General features: G+C 72.2%; 16 protein-coding genes. 8 read left to right on the forward strand and 8 right to left on the reverse strand.

Going from position 1 to position 18,456, the window contains the following annotated elements; genetic code table 11:
• Positions 1-49 precede the first annotated feature (49 nt).
• From ABT041_RS07915 to ABT041_RS07925, 3 genes are read right to left on the reverse strand one after another with little or no spacing between them, the layout of a single operon-like run.
• Positions 50-865 (reverse strand): thioredoxin domain-containing protein, encoded by an 816-nt coding sequence (locus ABT041_RS07915; protein ID WP_351180712.1) that lies wholly within the window; start codon positions 863-865, stop codon positions 50-52.
• A 52-nt stretch (positions 866-917) separates the two neighbouring features.
• Positions 918-1,604, reverse strand: coding sequence for a hypothetical protein (locus ABT041_RS07920; protein ID WP_351180715.1), 687 nt, complete (start codon positions 1,602-1,604; stop codon positions 918-920).
• Between the two features lie 60 nt (positions 1,605-1,664).
• Positions 1,665-2,990: a DUF2252 domain-containing protein gene (locus tag ABT041_RS07925; RefSeq protein WP_351180718.1), complete on the reverse strand. Its 1,326-nt coding sequence runs from the start codon at positions 2,988-2,990 to the stop codon at positions 1,665-1,667.
• Between the two features lie 189 nt (positions 2,991-3,179).
• Between ABT041_RS07925 and dnaE the strand changes: the two genes are divergently transcribed.
• Positions 3,180-6,719 carry a DNA polymerase III subunit alpha gene (gene dnaE, locus ABT041_RS07930; protein ID WP_351180721.1) on the forward strand — a complete coding sequence of 1,180 codons (3,540 nt, stop codon included), beginning with the start codon at positions 3,180-3,182 and terminating at the stop codon, positions 6,717-6,719.
• A 109-nt stretch (positions 6,720-6,828) separates the two neighbouring features.
• Here the strand turns inward: dnaE and ABT041_RS07935 are convergent, their stop codons facing one another.
• Positions 6,829-7,002, reverse strand: a complete 174-nt coding sequence (locus ABT041_RS07935; RefSeq protein ID WP_351180723.1) for a hypothetical protein — start codon at positions 7,000-7,002, stop codon at positions 6,829-6,831.
• A 216-nt stretch (positions 7,003-7,218) separates the two neighbouring features.
• On the opposite strand from ABT041_RS07935, the gene ABT041_RS07940 reads away from it, so the two are divergent.
• Genes ABT041_RS07940 through ABT041_RS07955 form a run of 4 tightly spaced genes read left to right on the forward strand, consistent with a single transcriptional unit; the run spans position 7,219 to position 11,089 of the window.
• Positions 7,219-8,553 carry an NYN domain-containing protein gene (locus ABT041_RS07940; RefSeq protein WP_351180726.1) on the forward strand — a complete coding sequence of 445 codons (1,335 nt, stop codon included), beginning with the start codon at positions 7,219-7,221 and terminating at the stop codon, positions 8,551-8,553.
• Positions 8,554-8,573: 20 nt separating this feature from the next.
• Positions 8,574-9,545: an ABC transporter ATP-binding protein gene (locus ABT041_RS07945; RefSeq protein ID WP_351181055.1), complete on the forward strand. Its 972-nt coding sequence runs from the start codon at positions 8,574-8,576 to the stop codon at positions 9,543-9,545.
• Positions 9,546-9,585: 40 nt separating this feature from the next.
• The gene (locus ABT041_RS07950) at positions 9,586-10,413 is read left to right on the forward strand and encodes an ABC transporter permease (RefSeq protein WP_502976406.1); all 828 of its coding nucleotides are present in this window, start codon (positions 9,586-9,588) and stop codon (positions 10,411-10,413) included.
• Positions 10,414-10,447: 34 nt separating this feature from the next.
• Entirely contained in the window at positions 10,448-11,089 is a 642-nt protein-coding gene (locus ABT041_RS07955) for a DUF2567 domain-containing protein (RefSeq protein WP_351180729.1), read from the forward strand.
• A gap of 24 nt (positions 11,090-11,113) precedes the next feature.
• Here the strand turns inward: ABT041_RS07955 and ybaK are convergent, their stop codons facing one another.
• The 4 genes from ybaK to ABT041_RS07975 form a co-directional block, all read right to left on the reverse strand.
• On the reverse strand, positions 11,114-11,611 hold the full coding sequence (ybaK, locus tag ABT041_RS07960) for a Cys-tRNA(Pro) deacylase (RefSeq protein ID WP_351180732.1): 498 nt from the start codon (positions 11,609-11,611) through the stop codon (positions 11,114-11,116).
• A gap of 10 nt (positions 11,612-11,621) precedes the next feature.
• Positions 11,622-12,359, reverse strand: coding sequence for an LON peptidase substrate-binding domain-containing protein (locus ABT041_RS07965; RefSeq protein ID WP_351180735.1), 738 nt, complete (start codon positions 12,357-12,359; stop codon positions 11,622-11,624).
• Positions 12,360-12,370: 11 nt separating this feature from the next.
• On the reverse strand, positions 12,371-13,423 hold the full coding sequence (locus ABT041_RS07970; protein ID WP_351180738.1) for a hypothetical protein: 1,053 nt from the start codon (positions 13,421-13,423) through the stop codon (positions 12,371-12,373).
• A gap of 190 nt (positions 13,424-13,613) precedes the next feature.
• Positions 13,614-15,227 (reverse strand): oxidoreductase, encoded by a 1,614-nt coding sequence (locus ABT041_RS07975; protein ID WP_351180741.1) that lies wholly within the window; start codon positions 15,225-15,227, stop codon positions 13,614-13,616.
• Positions 15,228-15,421: 194 nt separating this feature from the next.
• On the opposite strand from ABT041_RS07975, the gene hisD reads away from it, so the two are divergent.
• The 3 genes from hisD to hisB are packed head-to-tail and all read left to right on the forward strand — an operon-like array spanning position 15,422 to position 18,455.
• Complete coding sequence (hisD, locus tag ABT041_RS07980; protein ID WP_351180744.1) at positions 15,422-16,762, forward strand: histidinol dehydrogenase; 1,341 nt, start codon at positions 15,422-15,424, stop codon at positions 16,760-16,762.
• Positions 16,759-17,865: a histidinol-phosphate transaminase gene (locus tag ABT041_RS07985; protein ID WP_351180747.1), complete on the forward strand. Its 1,107-nt coding sequence runs from the start codon at positions 16,759-16,761 to the stop codon at positions 17,863-17,865. The genes hisD and ABT041_RS07985 overlap by 4 nt, the downstream gene beginning before the upstream one ends.
• A complete protein-coding gene (gene hisB, locus ABT041_RS07990; protein ID WP_030492957.1) occupies positions 17,862-18,455 on the forward strand; it encodes an imidazoleglycerol-phosphate dehydratase HisB in 594 nt (197 codons plus the stop codon). The genes ABT041_RS07985 and hisB overlap by 4 nt, the downstream gene beginning before the upstream one ends.
• Position 18,456: the final 1 nt, after the last annotated feature.

Below are 18,456 nucleotides of genomic sequence, written 5' to 3' on the forward strand. Positions count from 1 at the left end.
CCCGGCCCCGGACCGAACGGGTCCGGGGCCGGGGGGAGTGGAAAGGGCGTCAGGCCTTGAGGGCCGCGTCGATCGCCGTGTTGAAATCGGCCACCGTCACCGGCGGGTTGTCCGTGCCCGCGACCGTGACGACCTTGCCGTCCATCTTCAGCGTCGGCGTGCCCTGCACCCCGCTGGCGTCGAAGGCCTTCGACATCTTCATGGCCCACGCGTCGAAGGTGCCGTCCTCGACGTTCTTCCTGAACCCGGCGTTGCCCTTGAGGGCCGGGACCGAGTCCGCCACCTCCAGGAGGTAGGAGTCCTTGGCGAACTTGTCGTCCTTCTCCTCCGGGTGGAACTTCGTGGAGTAGAGGGCAGCCTTGTACTTCAGGAAGGCCTCCGGGCTCACGTTCAGCGCGGCGCCGAGCGCCGAGAGGGCGTTCTTCGAGCCCTCGCCCGGGATGCCGTTGTCGATGAAGGTCGCGCCCACGTACCTGATCTTGTACTTGCCGGCCTCGACGTCCTTCTCGACCGTGGAGCCCACGCCCTGCTCGAAGGTCGCGCAGACCGGGCAGCGCGAGTCCTCGTACAGCTCGAGCGTCTTCTTCGCCGAGTCCTTGCCGATGACGACGGTCGTGCCGTCCGTGCCCGTGGTGTTCTTCGGCGCCGTCACGGTCTTCGCGTCGGCCACCGACTCCCAGTGGGACGGCTTGTTCGACTGGACGACCGCGAAGCCGATGCCGCCGGCGGCGGCCAGGACGGCCGCGGCCGAGACGCCGACGATCAGCTGCCGGCGCGCCCGGTCCTTCTTCGCCTGGCGCTCGCGCTCCTCGCGCAGCCGCTCGCGGGCGGCCGCCTTGTTGGCCTGGCTGTTGCGTGCACTCATGATCGTGTTCTCCGTGGAAGAGGGGGAAGGCAGGGGGAGGCGCGGAGCCCGCTCAGACGAGAGCGAGCACCGGACGCGGCGGCCCCCGCCGCCCGACGGAGTGCACGAGGAGCCGGGCACGGGAGGACCGGGGCCGCCCGGCGGGCCGGCCGGCCCGCAGCGGCGCCGGACCGGAGGCCCGGAAGAAGGCCGCCACGAGCAGCAGCGGCCGGAACGCGAAGGCCTCCACCGCGCGGAGCAGCCGGGCGAGCGCCCGCTCCCCGCCGCGCAGCCAGCAGGCCGCCGAGAGCCCCACGCCCACATGGGCCAGGAGCAGCAGCCAGGGCAGCGCGGGGTCGGGGGCGTCGAGCAGTGCTGCCGCGCCCCCGCTCTGCGGGGTCACCACGCCGGGCAGCGGCGAGCCGACGGACCCGCCGCAGAACACGTCCACCCCGACCGTGCGCAGCGAACCGGCGACCGGGCCGCCGGCGGGGCCGTAACAGACCGCCTGACCGCTGGTGAAGAGGGTGTCGGCGGCCAGCTCCAGGGGGACGAGGAGCCCGGCGATCGGGCCGAACCCGCGCTCGCGGCCGGCCAGCGCGTACGCCACGGCGAAGACGGCGACCGCGACCGGGACGACCGTCCCGAGCGGCAGCGGCACGCCGGAGAGCAGCACGTGGGACGCCACGGACAGCGTCACGACCACCGCCGTGAAGAACGCCGCCCGCAGCGCCCTCAGCTGCGTCCCTGCCATGTCCATCGTCGTGGAGTGTCCCATGCGGGCCCGTAAGGGGTCCTTAAGGACAAGCTGTGCGTTCTCCTACAGCCCCGGGATCCGGCCGTTGCGGAACAGGTCCACGAAGATCTGGTGGTCCGCCCGCGCCCGCGCCCCGTACGCGTGCGCGAAGTCGACCAGGAGCCCGGCGAAGCCCTCCTCGTCGGCGGCGATCGCCGCGTCGATCGCCCGCTCCGTCGAGAACGGGACCAGGGAGTGGCCGCTGGAGTCGTCCGCCGCCGCGTGCATCGTGGCCGTCGCCCGGCCCAGGTCGGCGACGGTGGCCGCGATGTCCTGCGGGTCGTCGATGTCCGACCAGTCCAGGTCCACCGAGTACGGCGACACCTCGGCGACCAGCTGGCCCGCCCCGTCCAGCTCCGTCCAGCCCAGCCACGGGTCGGCGTGCGCCTGGAGCGCCCGCTGCGAGATCACGGTGCGGTGGCCCTCGTGCTGGAAGTACTCCCGTACCGCCGCGTCCGTGACGTGCCGCGAGACCGCCGGGGTCTGCGCCTGCTTCATGTAGATCACGACGTCGTTCTCCAGGGCGTCGCTGTTGCCCTCCAGGAGGATGTTGTACGAGGGGAGGCCGGCCGAGCCGATGCCGATCCCGCGCCGCCCGACGACGTCCTTCACCCGGTACGAGTCGGGGCGGGCGAGCGAGGACTCCGGCAGGGTCTCCAGGTAGCCGTCGAAGGCCGCCAGCACCTTGTACCGGGTGGCCGCGTCCAGCTCGATCGTGCCCGCGCCCGCCGAGAAGCGCCGCTCGAAGTCGCGGATCTCGGTCATCGAGTCGAGCAGCTCGAAGCGGGTCAGCGCCCGGGCCTCGCGCAGGGCGCCGAGCAGCGCCCCGTCCGCGGTCTCCAGGGTGAAGGAGGGGACCTCGTCACCCTTGGCGCCGGTCGCGAGGGCACGGATCCGCTCCCGGTACGCGCCCGCGTAGATCCGGACGAGCTCCGTGATCTGCTCGTCGCTGAGCGCCTTCGCGTAGCCGATCAGGGCCAGCGAGGCGGACAGCCGCTTGAGGTCCCAGGTGAAGGGGCCCACGTACGCCTCGTCGAAGTCGTTCACGTTGAAGACGAGCCTGCCGTTGGCGTCCATGTACGTGCCGAAGTTCTCGGCGTGGAGATCGCCGTGGATCCAGACCCGGCCGGTCTGCTCGTCCACATAGGGCCCGCTGTGCGCCTCCTGCTCCAGGTCCGAGTAGAACAGGCACGCCGTTCCCCGGTAGAAGGCGAAGGCGGAGCCGGCCATCTTCCGGAACTTGACGCGGAAGGCCGCGGGGTCGGCGGCGAGGAGCTCGCCGAAGGCGGTGTCGAAGACGGCGAGGATGTGCTCACCGCGCTGGGCTGCGGTGGGCTGCGGGACCGACATCGAGGGTGCCTCCTGGTGCGGGGTGCTGCGAGAATGTTCACGACAATACGGACAGGTGTTCCGTGTCTCTCAACGCGCGACCTTAGCCCCGAGTGCCCCGCGACTGTCAGACCGGAGACGTAGACTTCCACGCTGTCCCCCCAGACTGTCCGCAGCCTGTCGCCCAGCGTTTTCCGGAGGCCTCCCGCCGTGACCAAGCCGCCCTTCACGCACCTCCACGTCCACACCCAGTACTCGCTGCTGGACGGTGCCGCGCGGCTGAAGGACATGTTCAACGCGTGCAACGAGATGGGCATGACCCATATCGCCATGTCCGACCACGGCAACCTGCACGGGGCGTACGACTTCTTCCACAGCGCGAAGAAGGCCGGGGTCACGCCGATCATCGGCATCGAGGCGTACGTGGCGCCCGAGTCCCGGCGCAACAAGCGGAAGATCCAGTGGGGCCAGCCGCACCAGAAGCGGGACGACGTCTCCGGTTCCGGCGGTTACACCCACAAGACGATCTGGGCGGCGAACTCCACCGGACTCCACAACCTCTTCAAGCTCTCCTCCGACGCGTACGCCGAGGGCTGGCTGCAGAAGTGGCCCCGGATGGACAAGGAGACCATCTCCCAGTGGTCCGAGGGCCTGATCGCCTCCACCGGCTGCCCCTCCGGCGAGCTGCAGACCCGGCTGCGCCTCGGCCAGTTCGACGAGGCCCTGAAGTCCGCCTCCGAGTACCAGGACATCTTCGGCAAGGACCGGTACTTCCTGGAGCTGATGGACCACGGCATCGAGATCGAGCACCGGGTCCGCGACGGGCTCCTGGAGATCGGCAAGAAGCTCGGCATCCCGCCGCTGGTCACGAACGACTCGCACTACACGTACGCGCACGAGGCCGGCGCGCACGACGCCCTGCTCTGCATCCAGACCGGCAAGAACCTCTCGGACCCGGACCGCTTCAAGTTCGACGGCACCGGCTACTACCTGAAGTCCACGGACGAGATGTACGCCATCGACTCCTCGGACGCCTGGCAGGAGGGCTGCCGCAACACGCTGCTCGTCGCGGAGCAGATCGACACCACCGGCATGTTCGAGGCCAAGAACCTCATGCCGAAGTTCGACATCCCCGAGGGCTACACCGAGGTCACCTGGTTCCGCGAGGAGACCATGCGCGGCATGCACCGGCGCTTCCCCGGGGGCATCCCCGAGGACCGCCTCAAGCAGGCCGAGTACGAGATGGACACCATCATCTCGATGGGCTTCCCCGGCTACTTCCTCGTCGTCGCCGACTTCATCATGTGGGCGAAGAAGCAGGGCATCGCCGTCGGCCCCGGCCGAGGCTCCGCGGCCGGCTCGATCGTCGCGTACGCCATGGGCATCACCGACCTCGACCCCATCCCGCACGGCCTGATCTTCGAGCGCTTCCTCAACCCCGAGCGCATCTCGATGCCCGATGTCGACATCGACTTCGACGAGCGCAGGCGCGTCGAGGTGATCCGGTACGTGACCGAGAAGTACGGCGCCGACAAGGTCGCCATGATCGGCACGTACGGAAAGATCAAGGCGAAGAACGCCATCAAGGACTCCGCGCGCGTCCTCGGCTACCCGTACGCCATGGGCGACCGGCTCACCAAGGCCATGCCCGCCGACGTCCTCGGCAAGGGCATCGACCTCAACGGCATCACCGACCCCTCGCACCCCCGCTACAGCGAGGCCGGCGAGATCCGCGCGATGTACGAGAACGAGCCGGACGTCAAGAAGGTCATCGACACCGCCCGGGGCGTCGAGGGCCTGGTCCGCCAGATGGGCGTGCACGCCGCCGGCGTGATCATGTCCAGCGAGCCGATCGTCGACCACGCCCCGATCTGGGTGCGGCACACCGACGGCGTCACCATCACGCAGTGGGACTACCCGCAGTGCGAGTCCCTCGGCCTGCTGAAGATGGACTTCCTCGGCCTGCGCAACCTGACGATCATGGACGACGCCGTCAAGATGGTGAAGTCCAACAAGGGGATCGACATCGATCTCCTGGCGCTGCCGCTCGACGACCAGAAGACCTTCGAACTGCTCCAGCGCGGTGACACCCTCGGCGTCTTCCAGTTCGACGGCGGCCCCATGCGCTCGCTGCTGCGGCTGATGAAGCCCGACAACTTCGAAGACATCTCCGCCGTGTCCGCCCTGTACCGGCCGGGCCCGATGGGCATGAACTCGCACACGAACTACGCCCTGCGCAAGAACGGCCAGCAGGAGATCACCCCGATCCACCCCGAGCTGGAGAAGCCGCTCGAAGAGGTGCTCGCGGTCACCTACGGCCTCATCGTGTACCAGGAGCAGGTGCAGAAGGCCGCCCAGATCATCGCCGGCTACTCGCTCGGCGAGGCCGACATCCTCCGCCGAGTGATGGGCAAGAAGAAGCCCGAGGAGCTGGCGAAGAACTTCACCATCTTCCAGGCCGGCGCCAAGAAGAACGGCTACAGCGACGAGGCCATCCAGGCCCTCTGGGACGTCCTGGTCCCCTTCGCCGGCTACGCCTTCAACAAGGCGCACTCCGCCGCGTACGGCCTGGTCTCCTACTGGACCGCCTACCTCAAGGCCAACCACCCCGCCGAGTACATGGCGGGCCTCCTCACCTCGGTGAAGGACGACAAGGACAAGTCTGCGGTCTACCTCAACGAGTGCCGCCGCATGGGCATCAAGGTCCTGCCGCCCAACGTGAACGAGTCCGAGTCGAACTTCGCCGCCCAGGGCGACGACGTGATCCTCTTCGGCCTCTCCGCCATCCGGAACGTCGGCACCAACGTCGTCGAGTCGATCATCAAGTCGCGCAAGGCGAAGGGGAAGTACTCCTCCTTCCCCGACTTCCTCGACAAGGTCGAGGCAGTCGTCTGCAACAAGCGCACGGTCGAGTCCCTGATCAAGGCCGGCGCCTTCGACGAGATGGGCCACACCCGCAAGGGCCTGGTCGCCCACCACGAACCCATGATCGACAACGTGGTGGCGGTCAAGCGCAAGGAGGCCGAGGGACAGTTCGACCTCTTCGGCGGGATGGGCGACGAGACGAGCGACGAGCCCGGCTTCGGCCTGGACGTCGAGTTCTCCGACGTCGAGTGGGAGAAGTCGTACCTGCTCGCCCAGGAGCGCGAGATGCTCGGCCTGTACGTCTCCGACCACCCGCTCTTCGGCATCGAGCACGTCCTCTCCGACAAGACGGACGCGGCGATCTCCCAGCTCACCGGCGGCGAGCACGCGGACGGCGCGGTCGTCACCATCGGCGGCATCATCTCCGGCCTCCAGCGCAAGATGACCAAGCAGGGCAACGCCTGGGCGATCGCCACCGTCGAGGACCTGGCCGGCTCCATCGAGTGCATGTTCTTCCCGGCCACGTACCAGCTGGTCTCCACCCAGCTCGTCGAGGACACGGTCGTCTTCGTCAAGGGCCGGCTCGACAAGCGCGAGGACGTGCCCCGTCTCGTCGCCATGGAGCTGATGGTCCCCGACCTGTCGAACGCCGGGACCAACGCACCGGTCGTCCTCACCATCCCGACGGTCAAGGTGACCCCGCCGATGGTCAGCAGGCTCGGCGAGATCCTCAAGCACCACAAGGGCAACACCGAGGTGCGGATCAAGCTCCAGGGCCCCCGGAAGACCACCGTGCTCCGGCTCGACCGGCACCGGGTACAGCCCGATCCGGCGCTCTTCGGCGACCTGAAGGTACTGCTCGGCCCGTCCTGCCTGGCCGGCTGAGCCCGATCCGGGACCCGGTTCCGAACGGCCGGGTCCGCCGACCCGGCTGCCGAACACGCGCAAGGGGCGCGCCCGTCGTCACGGGCGCGCCCCTTTGCCGTCAGCAGCGTCAGTTGTGGCCGAAACGCTTCTGGCGGCCCTTGCGGGCCATGTCACCCGGGGTGACCTGGCTCGCGCGCTGCTCGGCCTGCGACTCCATCGACGCCTGCTGCGCCTGCTGGGCGCCGCGCTCAGCCGGCGACTGCTGCTTCTGACTGCGGTTCTGGTTGCGGTTCTTGGCCATGGGGTTGCCTCCTCAAAGGGACCTAGGGGCCAGGGCCGCTGTCAGACTCACACACGGTACGAACCGCCGCATGTTGGATCATTACGGAGCGTAGGGGGCGAGCCGGAGTGATACTCGCCACGCCGATGATCCAGTTCCGGACGTCAACCACCTGGCCGTCGGGCAGACTCGAAGGAACCCGAAGCACCCTTTCGAACCCGAGGCTCCCGAAAGAGGGTGGAACACGTGGACCGCTGCGTCGTCCTGGTGGACGCCGGCTATCTGCTGGGCGCCGCCGCCAGTCTCCTCGCCGGGGAACCGGCCCGCTCCAGGATCACCGTCGACCACGCCGGGCTGATCCAGCAGCTGCGGCAGCGCGCCGAGGCAGAGACCGCGCTGCCCCTCCTGCGGATCTACTGGTTCGACGGCGCGCCCGACCGGGTGCCCCAGCCCGAGCACCGCAGACTCCGCGTGATGCCCCGGGTCACCGTCCGGCTGGGCGCCCTGACCAGGAGCGACGGGCGCTGGGCGCAGAAGGGCGTCGACGCGGCCATGCACACCGAGCTGACCGAGCTCGCGAGGAACAGGGCCTGCTCCGACATCGTGCTCGTCACCGGCGACGGCGATCTGCTGCCCGGCCTGATGTCGGCCAAGGAGCACGGCGTCGCCGTCCACCTCTGGGCCGTCCAGGCCGCCGACGGCGACTACAACCAGTCCGAGGACCTGGTCGCCGAGGCCGACGAGCGGCGGGTCCTCGACCGGGCCTGGATCACCCGCGCCGTCCGCGCCAAGGACCTCACCGGCATCTGCGCGCCGCCACCCGCCCCGCGCCCGGAGATCGCCGCCATCCTCTCCGCGCCGCTGCCCGAGGCCGCGCTCGCCGCCTCCGCCGAACGGGCCGCCGAGGCGGCCGTACGGAACGGGGGACCGGCCCCCGTCGAGGCGAACGGCGGCGGCCACGAGCACCTCCACAGCAACGGACACACCAACGGACACGTCAACGGCGACGCGCACGTCGACGGCGAAGGCGTCCCCGCCCCGGCCTCCCCGGGCAGGGGCGTCCCCACCCCCAAGGACCTGGCGGGACTGCGCGGCCCCGGAGCCCCGGCCGCCCAGGTCACGCACGCCGCGAGCGCGCTCCGCTGGTCCTCCGACCGCGGCTGGGTCGAGCGCCCCGCCCCCTCCCTCGGCGAACCGGCCGAGACCGCCACCCTGCCCACCCTCGCCACGCTCACCAGCGCCGAGCAGCGCTGGGCCGACCGCGAGGAGGACATCACCACCGTCGGCGGCGACCCCTTCGAGGTCGGACAGGTGTTCGCCCGCCGTTGGATGGAACGGCTCCCCGAGCAGAGCCACGTCCAGAAGCTCTCCACCCTCTACCCGCGCATCCCGCACCGCATCGACGGCGAACTCCTCCGCTACGCCGCCCGTTTCGGACTTCTCGCCCACAAGGACGACCAGATCGACGAGCACGACCGGTACGCGATCCGGGCGGGCTTCTGGCGCGAGATCGACGTCCGGGCGGCCGCCGAACACGCCCCCGCGCCCGGAGCGGCCCCGCCGACCCCGTAGGCTCTTCCCCCGTGAGTACGGTGTGCGTGGTGCGGGATCTGGTCAAGACGTACCCCGCCACGCGCGGCAGGCGCGGCGCGCCCGCGACCCCCGAGGTGAGGGCCACCGACGGGATCAGCCTCGACGTGCGCGGCGGCGAGATCTTCGGCATGCTCGGACCCAACGGTGCGGGCAAGTCCACCCTGGTCCGCCAGCTCACCGGCCTCATGCGCCCCGACTCCGGCACCGTCGAACTCCTCGGCCACGACCTCGTGCGCCACCCCGAGCGGGCCTCACGCCTCCTCGCCTACCTCGGCCAGGAGTCCACCGCCCTCGACGAGCTGACCGTCTCCCTCGCCGCCGAGACCACCGGCCGGCTCCGCGGCCTCACCGCCCACGACGCCCGCGCCGGGCGCGACGCCGTCCTCGACGAGCTCGGACTCGGCGAGATCGCCGGCCGCCCCCTCAAGAAGCTCTCCGGCGGACAGCGCCGGCTCGCCTGCTTCGCCGCCGCCCTCGTCGGCCCCCGGCCCGTCCTCGTCCTCGACGAACCCACCACCGGCATGGACCCGGTCGCCCGGCGCGCCGTCTGGGCCGCCGTCGACCGGCGCCGCGCCGAACACGGCACCACCGTCCTCCTCGTCACCCACAACGTCATCGAGGCCGAGACCGTCCTCGACCGGGTCGCCGTCCTCGACCGCGGCCGGGTCATCGCCTGCGACACCCCCACCGGACTCAAGGAGCGGGTCGCCGGAGAGGTCCGCGTCGAGCTGGTGTGGCGCGACGCGCCGCCGCTCCAGCTCCCCGAGGTCGCCGCCCTGCGCGGACTCGCCCAGGAGACCGGACGCCGCTGGCACCTCCGGCTCGCCCCCGACGAGGCCCGCGCGGCCGTCGCCGCCGTCACCGGCGGGGCCGCGTTCGCCGCGCTCGACGACTTCACCCTGGCCACGCCCAGCCTGGAGGACGTGTACCTCGCCCTGGGCGGCGCGACCGAGGGACTGGTGAAGGCATGACCCCGGACCGATCGCCCATGACCTTCAGGAGCCGTACGCCGTGAGCACCCTGCCCGCCGAGGTCCTGCCGAGCGGCGCGCTCCCCGCCACGGGCCGGGACGCGGACGACGGCGCCGCCCCGCTCGCCCCGCGCGCCCGGCTCCTGCCGGCCCTGGCCGCCGTCTACCGCGCCCAGCTCTCCCGCGCCCGCGTCGCCCGCATCCCGCTGCTCTTCGTCGCCACCTTCCAGTCCATCGGGATCATGGTCCTGATGCGCGGGGTCGTCGACGGCGGCTCCGAGGCGCGCGCCGTCGTGGCCGGCTCCACCGTCCTCGTCGTCGCCTTCGTCGCGCTCAACCTGCTCGCCCAGTACTTCGGCCAGCTGCGGGCCGGCGGCGGACTCGACCACTACGCCACCCTGCCCGTGCCGCCCGCCGCCGTCGTGCTCGGCGCGGCCGGGGCGTACGCCTCCTTCACCGTGCCCGGGACCGCCGTCACCGCCGTCGCGGGCTCCGTCCTCTTCGGGCTGCCCCTCGGCCATCTGTGGATCCTCGCCGCCGTCGTCCCGCTCGCCGGCGCGGCGCTCGCCGGGCTCGGCGCTGCCCTCGGGCTCCTCGCACCCCGCCAGGAGCTGGCCACCCTGCTCGGCCAGCTCGGCATGTCGGCGGCCCTGCTCCTCGGCGTCCTCCCGGCCGAACGGCTGCCGGGACCGATCGGCTGGGCGCGGGACCTGCTGCCGTCCACGTACGGCGTGGAGGCCCTGGCCCGCACCTTCGACCCGCACCCCGACTGGGCGGCCGTCGCCGTCGACCTCGCCGTCTGCGGGGCCGTCGGCCTCGTCTCGCTCGCCGTCGCCACCTGGGCCTACCGACGGGCCGCCGTCCGCTGAGGCGGGCCACAGGGACACCTGGCACGATGGCGGGGTGACCGCACCTCTGACTCCGTCTCACCAGCCGCAACCGCACGATTCCGACGGGCCTCCGCCGCCTTTGCCGCCGGCAGGCCCGGCCGGTGACCCGATCACGGCCGCCGAGGTCGTGCAGGGCCTGCTGGTGACCCTGGTCTCCGCGGTCGCGGGGGCCCTGCTCGGGGTGCTGTGGCTCAACCTGGCCCCGCGCGTCCAGCTGATCTCGGACGGCAAGGGCGTCTACCTCCGGAACTCGGAGGGGGAGCAGGCGATCGGCGCCGACGGAACGTTTGTCCTCCTCGCGCTCGCCTTCGGCGCGGTCGCCGCGCTCGTGGTCTTCCTGCTGCGCCGCAAGGGCGGCGTCCCGCTCGTGCTCGGCCTTGCCCTCGGCGGCGGCCTGGGCTCGCTGCTCGCCTGGGGGATCGGCACCTACTTCGGCCCCACCGACGACGTGGTCGCCCACGCGAAGGCCGTCGGCCCGAACGTCGTCTTCGAGGCACCGCTCGAACTGAACCTGGGCGCCGCCGCGATGCTGGCGTGGCCGCTCGCCGCGATGATCGTCCACCTGGCGCTCACGGCCGCCTTCGGACCCCGCGACCCGGAGCCGGAGGCCTGGGGGCAGCCGAAGCCGTACAGCCAGGGGCCGGGCACCCACTGACGCCCGCTTGGGCCGCGCCTGATGTCAGGCGCGGCCGATCGGGGCCACGACCGCCGAGGTGAGGGCGGCGAGGTCCGCGGGGGAGAGCTCCACCTCGAGGCCGCGCCGTCCCGCCGAGATGCAGACCGTCGCGTGGTCCGAGGCCGAGGAGTCGAGGACGGTACGCAGCCGCTTGCGCTGGCCGAGGGGGGAGATGCCGCCCCGGACGTACCCCGTCGTGCGCTCCGCCGCCGCCGGGTCGGCCATCGCCGCCCGCTTCCCGCCGACCACCGACGCCAGGGCCTTCAGGTCCAGCTGGCCCGCCACCGGGACCACCGCCACCGTCAGCTCCCCGTCGACGTCCGCGACCAGCGTCTTGAAGACCCGGTCGGGGGAGACGCCGAGGGCCTCCGCCGCCTCCTCGCCGTACGAGGGCGAGGCGGGGTCGTGCTCGTACGCGTGCAGGGTGAACGGGGTGCCGGCCGCCGCCAGCGCCACCGTCGCCGGGGTGCCTCCGCCGTTCTTCTTCTGCTTCTTCGCCACGCGCTCCTCCTCAGTTCGGGTACGTCGGGGCCTGCGTGAGGTCCACCACCGGCAGCGACGGCAGATGCCGCAGCACCGCGGTCTCCGCGCGCAGCAGCGTCAGCTCCTCGCGCAGCCGGGTCGCCGTGTCGGGCGCCTGGAGCAGCCGCTGCTTCGACGGGGTGTCGAGCACCGCGGCCGCCGCGACCAGGTACGACACCACGGACGGCTCGTCCGGCAGCTCACTCGTCGTCAGCGAACGCTCCCGGGCCCCCGCGAGCCGCTTCTGGTAGCTCCGGAAGGCCCGCAGCACCCCCTCGGCGAGCGTGCCCGCCTCCTCGCCCTGCTCCTCGGGGATCTCCTCGACCTCGGCCGTGAGGAACGGCCCGCTCGCGTCGACCGACAGCAGCTTCACCCGGGTCGTACCGGTCGCCATCACCTCGAAGCTTCCGTCCGCGCGCTCCCGGATCGACGCCGCGTCGGCGATACAGCCGACGCGGTGGAAGGACTGGATGGGATCGGAGCCGAAGCCCGCCGCCGGGCCCTTCTCCGGCAGCGCCGTCTGGTCCGGCATGCCCGGAGCCGTCGGCGCGACCTCGCGGCCGTCGCGGATGGCGACGACGGCGAACCGGCGCGGCTCCGCGGCGTCGATCGTGAGCAGCGCACGCATCATGGCGCGATAACGCTCCTCGAAGACGTTCAGCGGCAGCACGAGGCCCGGGAACAGCACCGCGTTGAGCGGGAAGAGAGGCAGGCGAGCGGTGGTCACAGCCGCCAAGCCTAATGGCCGCCGGGCCCGCCCCGTCCGGCCGTTCCACGACCCGGGCCGCGCAGGGGCGTCCGGCGGGCCAGTTCGCCCCGCACCCGGTCCCGCGCGGCCAGGAACCGCAGGAGGGGATCCGCCGGCCCGGTGTCCCGCGCGGCACCCCAGGGGAACGAGGTCGCGTACGGGCCGATCCGCCCGAACTCCTCCCAGGCCTCCTCCCAGCGCTCCCGCGCGACCAGCACGTACGCGAGCAGGTTGCGGACCTCCGCCGGCCACGGGTCGCCCACCGGGAACTCCGCCGACAGGGCCAGCGCACGGGTCACCGCCCGGTCGACCCGCGCGGCCGGCACGGACCCGTCGGGACCCGGCGGCACCCGGAGCCCGTCGTAGGCCGCGCGGACCGGCAGTGCCCCGACGAGCGAGCCCGGCGCGGCGTCGTCGGCGGCCTGCTCGGCGAAGTCGAAGGCGGCGCGGTGCGAGCCGTACCACTGCGCGGAGAGGTACTTCAGCGCGGCGACATGGCAGCCGTAGTGGTGCGGGGAACGGCGCACGGCCTGCTCCCACAGCGACTCGAAGACCGCGTGCCCGGCGTGCGCCCCGCGCGCGTGGTCGAGCGCCAGCCGCCACGGCACCGGGTCGTGCGGCGCGTCCCCGGCGATCTCCTCGATCAGCGGGGCGAGCTCGCGCAGCCGCTCGGCGCGCGCCGGGGACTCCCAGGCCCGGCGGACGGAGAGCTGCGCCGTGACGAGGAGGGCGTCGGGATCGCGGGGCGTGGCGGAGGCCCACCGGGTGAGCCAGCCGCCCCTGTTGTACGCGAAGGTGGCGAGCCGGGTGACGTACCGGTCGCGGTCCTCCCACTCGCCCGCGTCCCGGGTGGTGGCGAGCAGCTTCGCCGCGGGCTCGGGATCGCCGAGGGCGGCGGCGACCAGCGCGGGGGCGAGCCGCTCGTCCGGGGCGTCGAGCAGCACGTCGTCGTCCGGCACGAGCCCCGCGGCGAACCGCGGTGCGTGCCGGGCCGAGCGGAGGGTGCCGACCAGGGCGCGGAGCAAGGACATGGTGCTGTGCATTGTCTCTCGCTCCCGCCCGCCACGGCAGCCGCATCACCAGGTCGCGACACCACCCTCACCTGGCGGCGACACCGCTCTCACCTGGTGGGGACACGGGTCCGCCCCCGGTGGCGGCCCCGCTCCCACCTGGTGTGGGGACACGGGTCCGCCCGCGGTGGCGACCCCGCTCCCACCTGGTGGGGACGCCCCCTCACCCCCTGGACAGCAGCCGCGTCGCGCCCGCCGCCACCGTCGTCGCGAGGATCCAGCCGAGGAGTATCAGGGCCGCCGCCGCCCACTGCCACACGCCTTCCAGCCGCCAGTAGCCGTCCTGGCCGAGGTTGATCACGGGCAGCAGCAGATCGAGCGCGTACAGCGTGCCGTTCCACTCGGGCGCCTCGTCCGCCTTCAGGGCGACCGGGCGGTAGTGGGAGAAGGCGACCGTGCCCGCCGCCCACAGCACCGCCATCCACAGCGCCGCCCGGCCCGGCCGGTAGCCGTACGCCACCGTCCAGTCCTGGAGGTACCCCCAGAGTTTCCCCGCGATCGGCAGGGTCTCCCGTCTGCGCCGCTGCTTGGCGAGCAGCACCTCGCGGGCGTCCGCGTCCTCGCCGCTGTTCCGCAGGACCGTCGCGAGCCGTTCGTACGGCTCGGGGGCGTACTCCGGGGTCGCAGCCGCCACCCACTCCAGACGCCGGGCCAGCGGGAAGTGTCCGTACGGCACGAGGTTCTCGTAGACGAAGCCGCCCATCGCCAGGCCGCCCGGGCCCGGCCAGCTCGTCGACAGGTCGATCAGGGTGACGACCTTCGCGCCGTTGAGCACGACCCTCCCCTCCTCCGGCCGCTCGCCGTTGAACCGCAGCTCCGGGGTGACGATCCGGCGCAGCGACAGCTCGTCCCGGCGCGCGCCGTTCAGCAGGAACCTGGCGCTGTGCAGGTCCACCGCGTCACCGAACCGGCCGTCGTCGAGCCGCACCCCGCCGTGGCACTCCACCGGCTTGCGCCGGGTGCCCTGGGCGGGCGTCACCCCGTACGGCGGAGTGGCCGTGGTGTTTCCCGTCCGGCCCGAGCTCCCCGTCTCCTCGTACACCCAGGCCGCGTTCAGATAGAGCGAGCGCTCCACCGTCAGCTGCGGGGCGTTCAGCGCGCGGCGGCCCTGGGCCCCGCGCAGCACGCTGCCCCGCAGACTGAGCGAGACCCCCACCTTCGCCCCGCGCAGGCTCAGCTCCCCGTGGGTCTCGATCAGCTCGGCCTGGAGGTCCTGGGCGACCACCATCCCGTCCGCCGTGATCGCCCGCCCCCGCCGGTCCGGCCACACCTGGACCTGGTTGATCAGCAGGTCCGTGCCGATCTGGGCGTCCGTCAGCCGGATGCCGCGCCGCACCCGGCAGCGCGGCAGATGCAGGTCGCCCTCCGTGTGCAGCCGGGCCGCCTCCAGGCGCGGCAGCGCGCACTCGACCATCCGCAGCGTGCCGAACCGGGCCTCCGGCAGCACCACCTCGCCGTCGAACCGGCAGCCGTGCAGCTCCACGTACGGCCCTATCGTCCCGCCCGCCAGGTTGAGCACGCCGGTGATCCTGACCCCGCGCAGCTTCAGCGCGGCCACCCGCCCGGAGCGCGCCTGCGGCCCGTTCAGCAGCAGCAGCGCCACCACGTCGGCGCGGACGCTCCGCTCCTCCCCCCATTCCCGTCCCCCGAAGGGGTCGTCCCGCTCCGCGATCCCCTCCGTGAGATCGCAGGTCCTGCCGATCCGGAACGCCCGCCACACGGCCCGCTCCGGACCCGTGAGACCCTCCGGCATCCCGTCCTCGTGCGGCTCGGTCACTGCCGCCCCCTCGCTTTCCCCGATGCGCTCCCACGATTCCGCTTTCCGGGATTCGTGGATTCGTACAGTCGTTCTTCCCGCGCTGTGACGGGCTGAACGCTAACGGTCAGGAGTGGCGAGGAGACGCCACCGTGGCGCGTATCAGCCAGTGATACGGGCGACCGACGCTGTGGGGCGTCTGAGAGAATTGACCCGTGATCTCTCGAATCGATCTGCGCGGCGAGACCCTCCCCGAGGGTTCCGCACTGCGCGACCTGCTGCCCCGTGCCGAGTTCGACGTGGAAGCCGCCCTGGAGAAGGTGCGGCCGATCTGCGAGGACGTACGGCATCATGGCGCAGCGGCCGTGATCGACTACGGGGAGAAATTCGACGGCGTCCGCGTCGCCGGCCTGCGCGTCCCCGCCGAGGCGATCAGCCGCGCCCTCGACGAGCTCGACCCGGCCGTCCGCGCCGCCCTCGAGGAGTCCATCCGGCGCGCCCGCCTCGTCCACCGCGAGCAGCGCCGCACCACCCACACCACCCAGGTCGTCCCCGGCGGCACGGTCACCGAGAAGTGGATCCCCGTCGAGCGCGTCGGCCTGTACGTGCCGGGCGGCCGCTCCGTCTACCCGTCCTCCGTCGTGATGAACGTCGTCCCCGCCCAGGAGGCCGGCGTCGAGGGCGTGGCCGTCTCCTCGCCGCCGCAGAAGGCGTTCGGCGGACTGCCGCACCCGACGATCCTGGCCGCCTGCGCCCTGCTCGGCGTCGACGAGGTCTACGCCGCGGGCGGGGCCCAGGCCATCGCCATGTTCGCGTACGGCACGGAGAGCACCGCCGACGAGCCCGGCTGCGCCCCCGTCAACCTGGTCACCGGCCCCGGCAACATCTACGTGGCCGCCGCCAAGCGCCTCCTCAAGGGCCGCATCGGCATCGACGCCGAGGCCGGCCCGACGGAGATCGCGATCCTCGCGGACTCCACCGCCGACCCGGTGCACGTCGCCGCCGACCTGATCAGCCAGGCCGAGCACGACCCGATGGCCGCCTCCGTCCTCGTCACCGACTCGGACGAGCTGGCCGCCGCCACCGAGGCCGAGCTGAAGACCCAGGTCGCCGCCTCCAAGCACGTCGACGACCGGATCGTCCCGGCCCTGGCCGGCCGCCAGTCCGCGATCGTCCTCGTCCGCGACCTCGCCGACGGCCTCAAGGTCGTCGACGCGTACGGCGCCGAGCACCTGGAGATCCAGACCGCCGACGCCGCGGCCGTCGCCGACCGCGTCCGCAACGCGGGAGCGATCTTCGTCGGCCCCTGGGCGCCGGTCTCGCTCGGCGACTACTGCGCCGGCTCCAACCACGTCCTGCCCACCGGCGGCTGCGCCTGCCACTCCTCCGGTCTCTCCGTGCAGTCCTTCCTGCGCGGCGTGCACATCGTGGACTACACGCGCGACGCCCTCGCCGACGTCGCCCACCACGTCGTCACCCTCGCCGAGGCCGAGGACCTGCCCGCGCACGGCGCGGCGATCAAGGCCAGGTTCGGATGGAAGGTCCCGCAGCAGTGACCGGAATCGACGACCTCCCCGTCCGGGACGAGCTGCGCGGCAAGTCCCCCTACGGCGCGCCCCAGCTCGACGTCCCCGTCCAGCTGAACACCAACGAGAACCCCTACCCGCTGCCGGAGCCCCTGGTGGCCCGGATCGCGGAGCGGGTCGCCGAGGCCGCCCGCGGCCTCAACCGCTACCCGGACCGCGACGCGATCGAGCTCCGCACCGAGCTCGCCGCCTACCTCACCCGGACCGGCGGGCACCGCGTCGGCATCGAGAACGTCTGGGCGGCGAACGGCTCCAACGAGGTCCTCCAGCAGCTCCTGCAGACCTTCGGCGGCCCCGGCCGTACCGCGATCGGCTTCGAGCCCTCCTACTCGATGCACGCCCTGATCGCCCGCGGCACCGGCACCGGCTGGATCTCGGGACCGCGCAACGAGGACTTCACGATCGACGTGGAGGCCGCCGTCCAGGCCATCGCGGAGAACGCGCCGGACGTCGTCTTCATCACCTCACCCAACAACCCCACCGGCACCGCGGTCGCGGCCGGCACCGTCCTCGCCCTGTACGAGGCGGCCCAGGCGGCCAAGCCCTCGATGGTGGTCGTGGACGAGGCGTACGTGGAGTTCAGCCACCGCGATTCGCTGCTGCCCCTCATCGAGGGCCGCCCGAACCTGGTGATCTCCCGGACCATGTCCAAGGCCTTCGGCGCCGCGGGGCTCCGCCTCGGCTACCTCGCCGCCCACCCGGCCGTGGTCGACGCCGTCCAGCTGGTCCGCCTGCCGTACCACCTCTCGGCCGTCACCCAGGCCACCGCGCTCGCCGCCCTGGAGCACACCGACACCCTCCTCGGGTACGTCGAGCAGCTCAAGGGCGAGCGCGACCGCCTCGTCACCGAGCTGCGCGCCCTCGGCTGCGAGGTCACCGACTCCGACGCCAACTTCGTGCAGTTCGGGAAGTTCCCCGACGCGCACGCGGCCTGGCAGTCGATCCTCGACCGGGGCGTCCTGGTCCGGGACAACGGCGTACCGGGATGGCTGCGGGTCACCGCCGGCACCCCCGAAGAGAACGACGCGTTCCTCGACGCGGTCCGTGAATTGATGAAGGAGCAGAAGCGATGAGCCGCGTAGGCCGCGTTGAGCGCACCACCAAGGAGACCTCCGTCGTCGTCGAGATCGACCTCGACGGCACCGGAAAGGTCGATGTGTCGACCGGGGTCGGTTTCTACGACCACATGCTCGACCAGCTGGGCCGGCACGGGCTCTTCGACCTGACCGTCAAGACCGACGGCGACCTGCACATCGACTCGCACCACACCATCGAGGACACCGCCCTCGCCCTGGGCGCCGCCTTCAAGCAGGCCCTCGGCGACAAGGTCGGCATCTACCGCTTCGGCAACTGCACCGTCCCGCTGGACGAGTCGCTCGCCCAGGTCACCGTCGACCTCTCCGGCCGCCCGTACCTCGTGCACACCGAGCCCGAGAACATGGCGCCGATGATCGGCTCGTACGACACGACGATGACGCGGCACATCCTGGAGTCCTTCGTGGCCCAGGCGCAGATCGCGCTGCACGTCCACGTGCCGTACGGCCGCAACGCCCACCACATCGTGGAGTGCCAGTTCAAGGCCCTGGCCCGCGCGCTGCGCTACGCCTCCGAGCGCGACCCGCGCGCCGCCGGAATCCTCCCCTCCACGAAGGGCGCGCTCTAGT

This window comes from Streptomyces sp. NPDC002825, assembly GCF_040295385.1.
Lineage (GTDB): Bacteria > Actinomycetota > Actinomycetes > Streptomycetales > Streptomycetaceae > Streptomyces.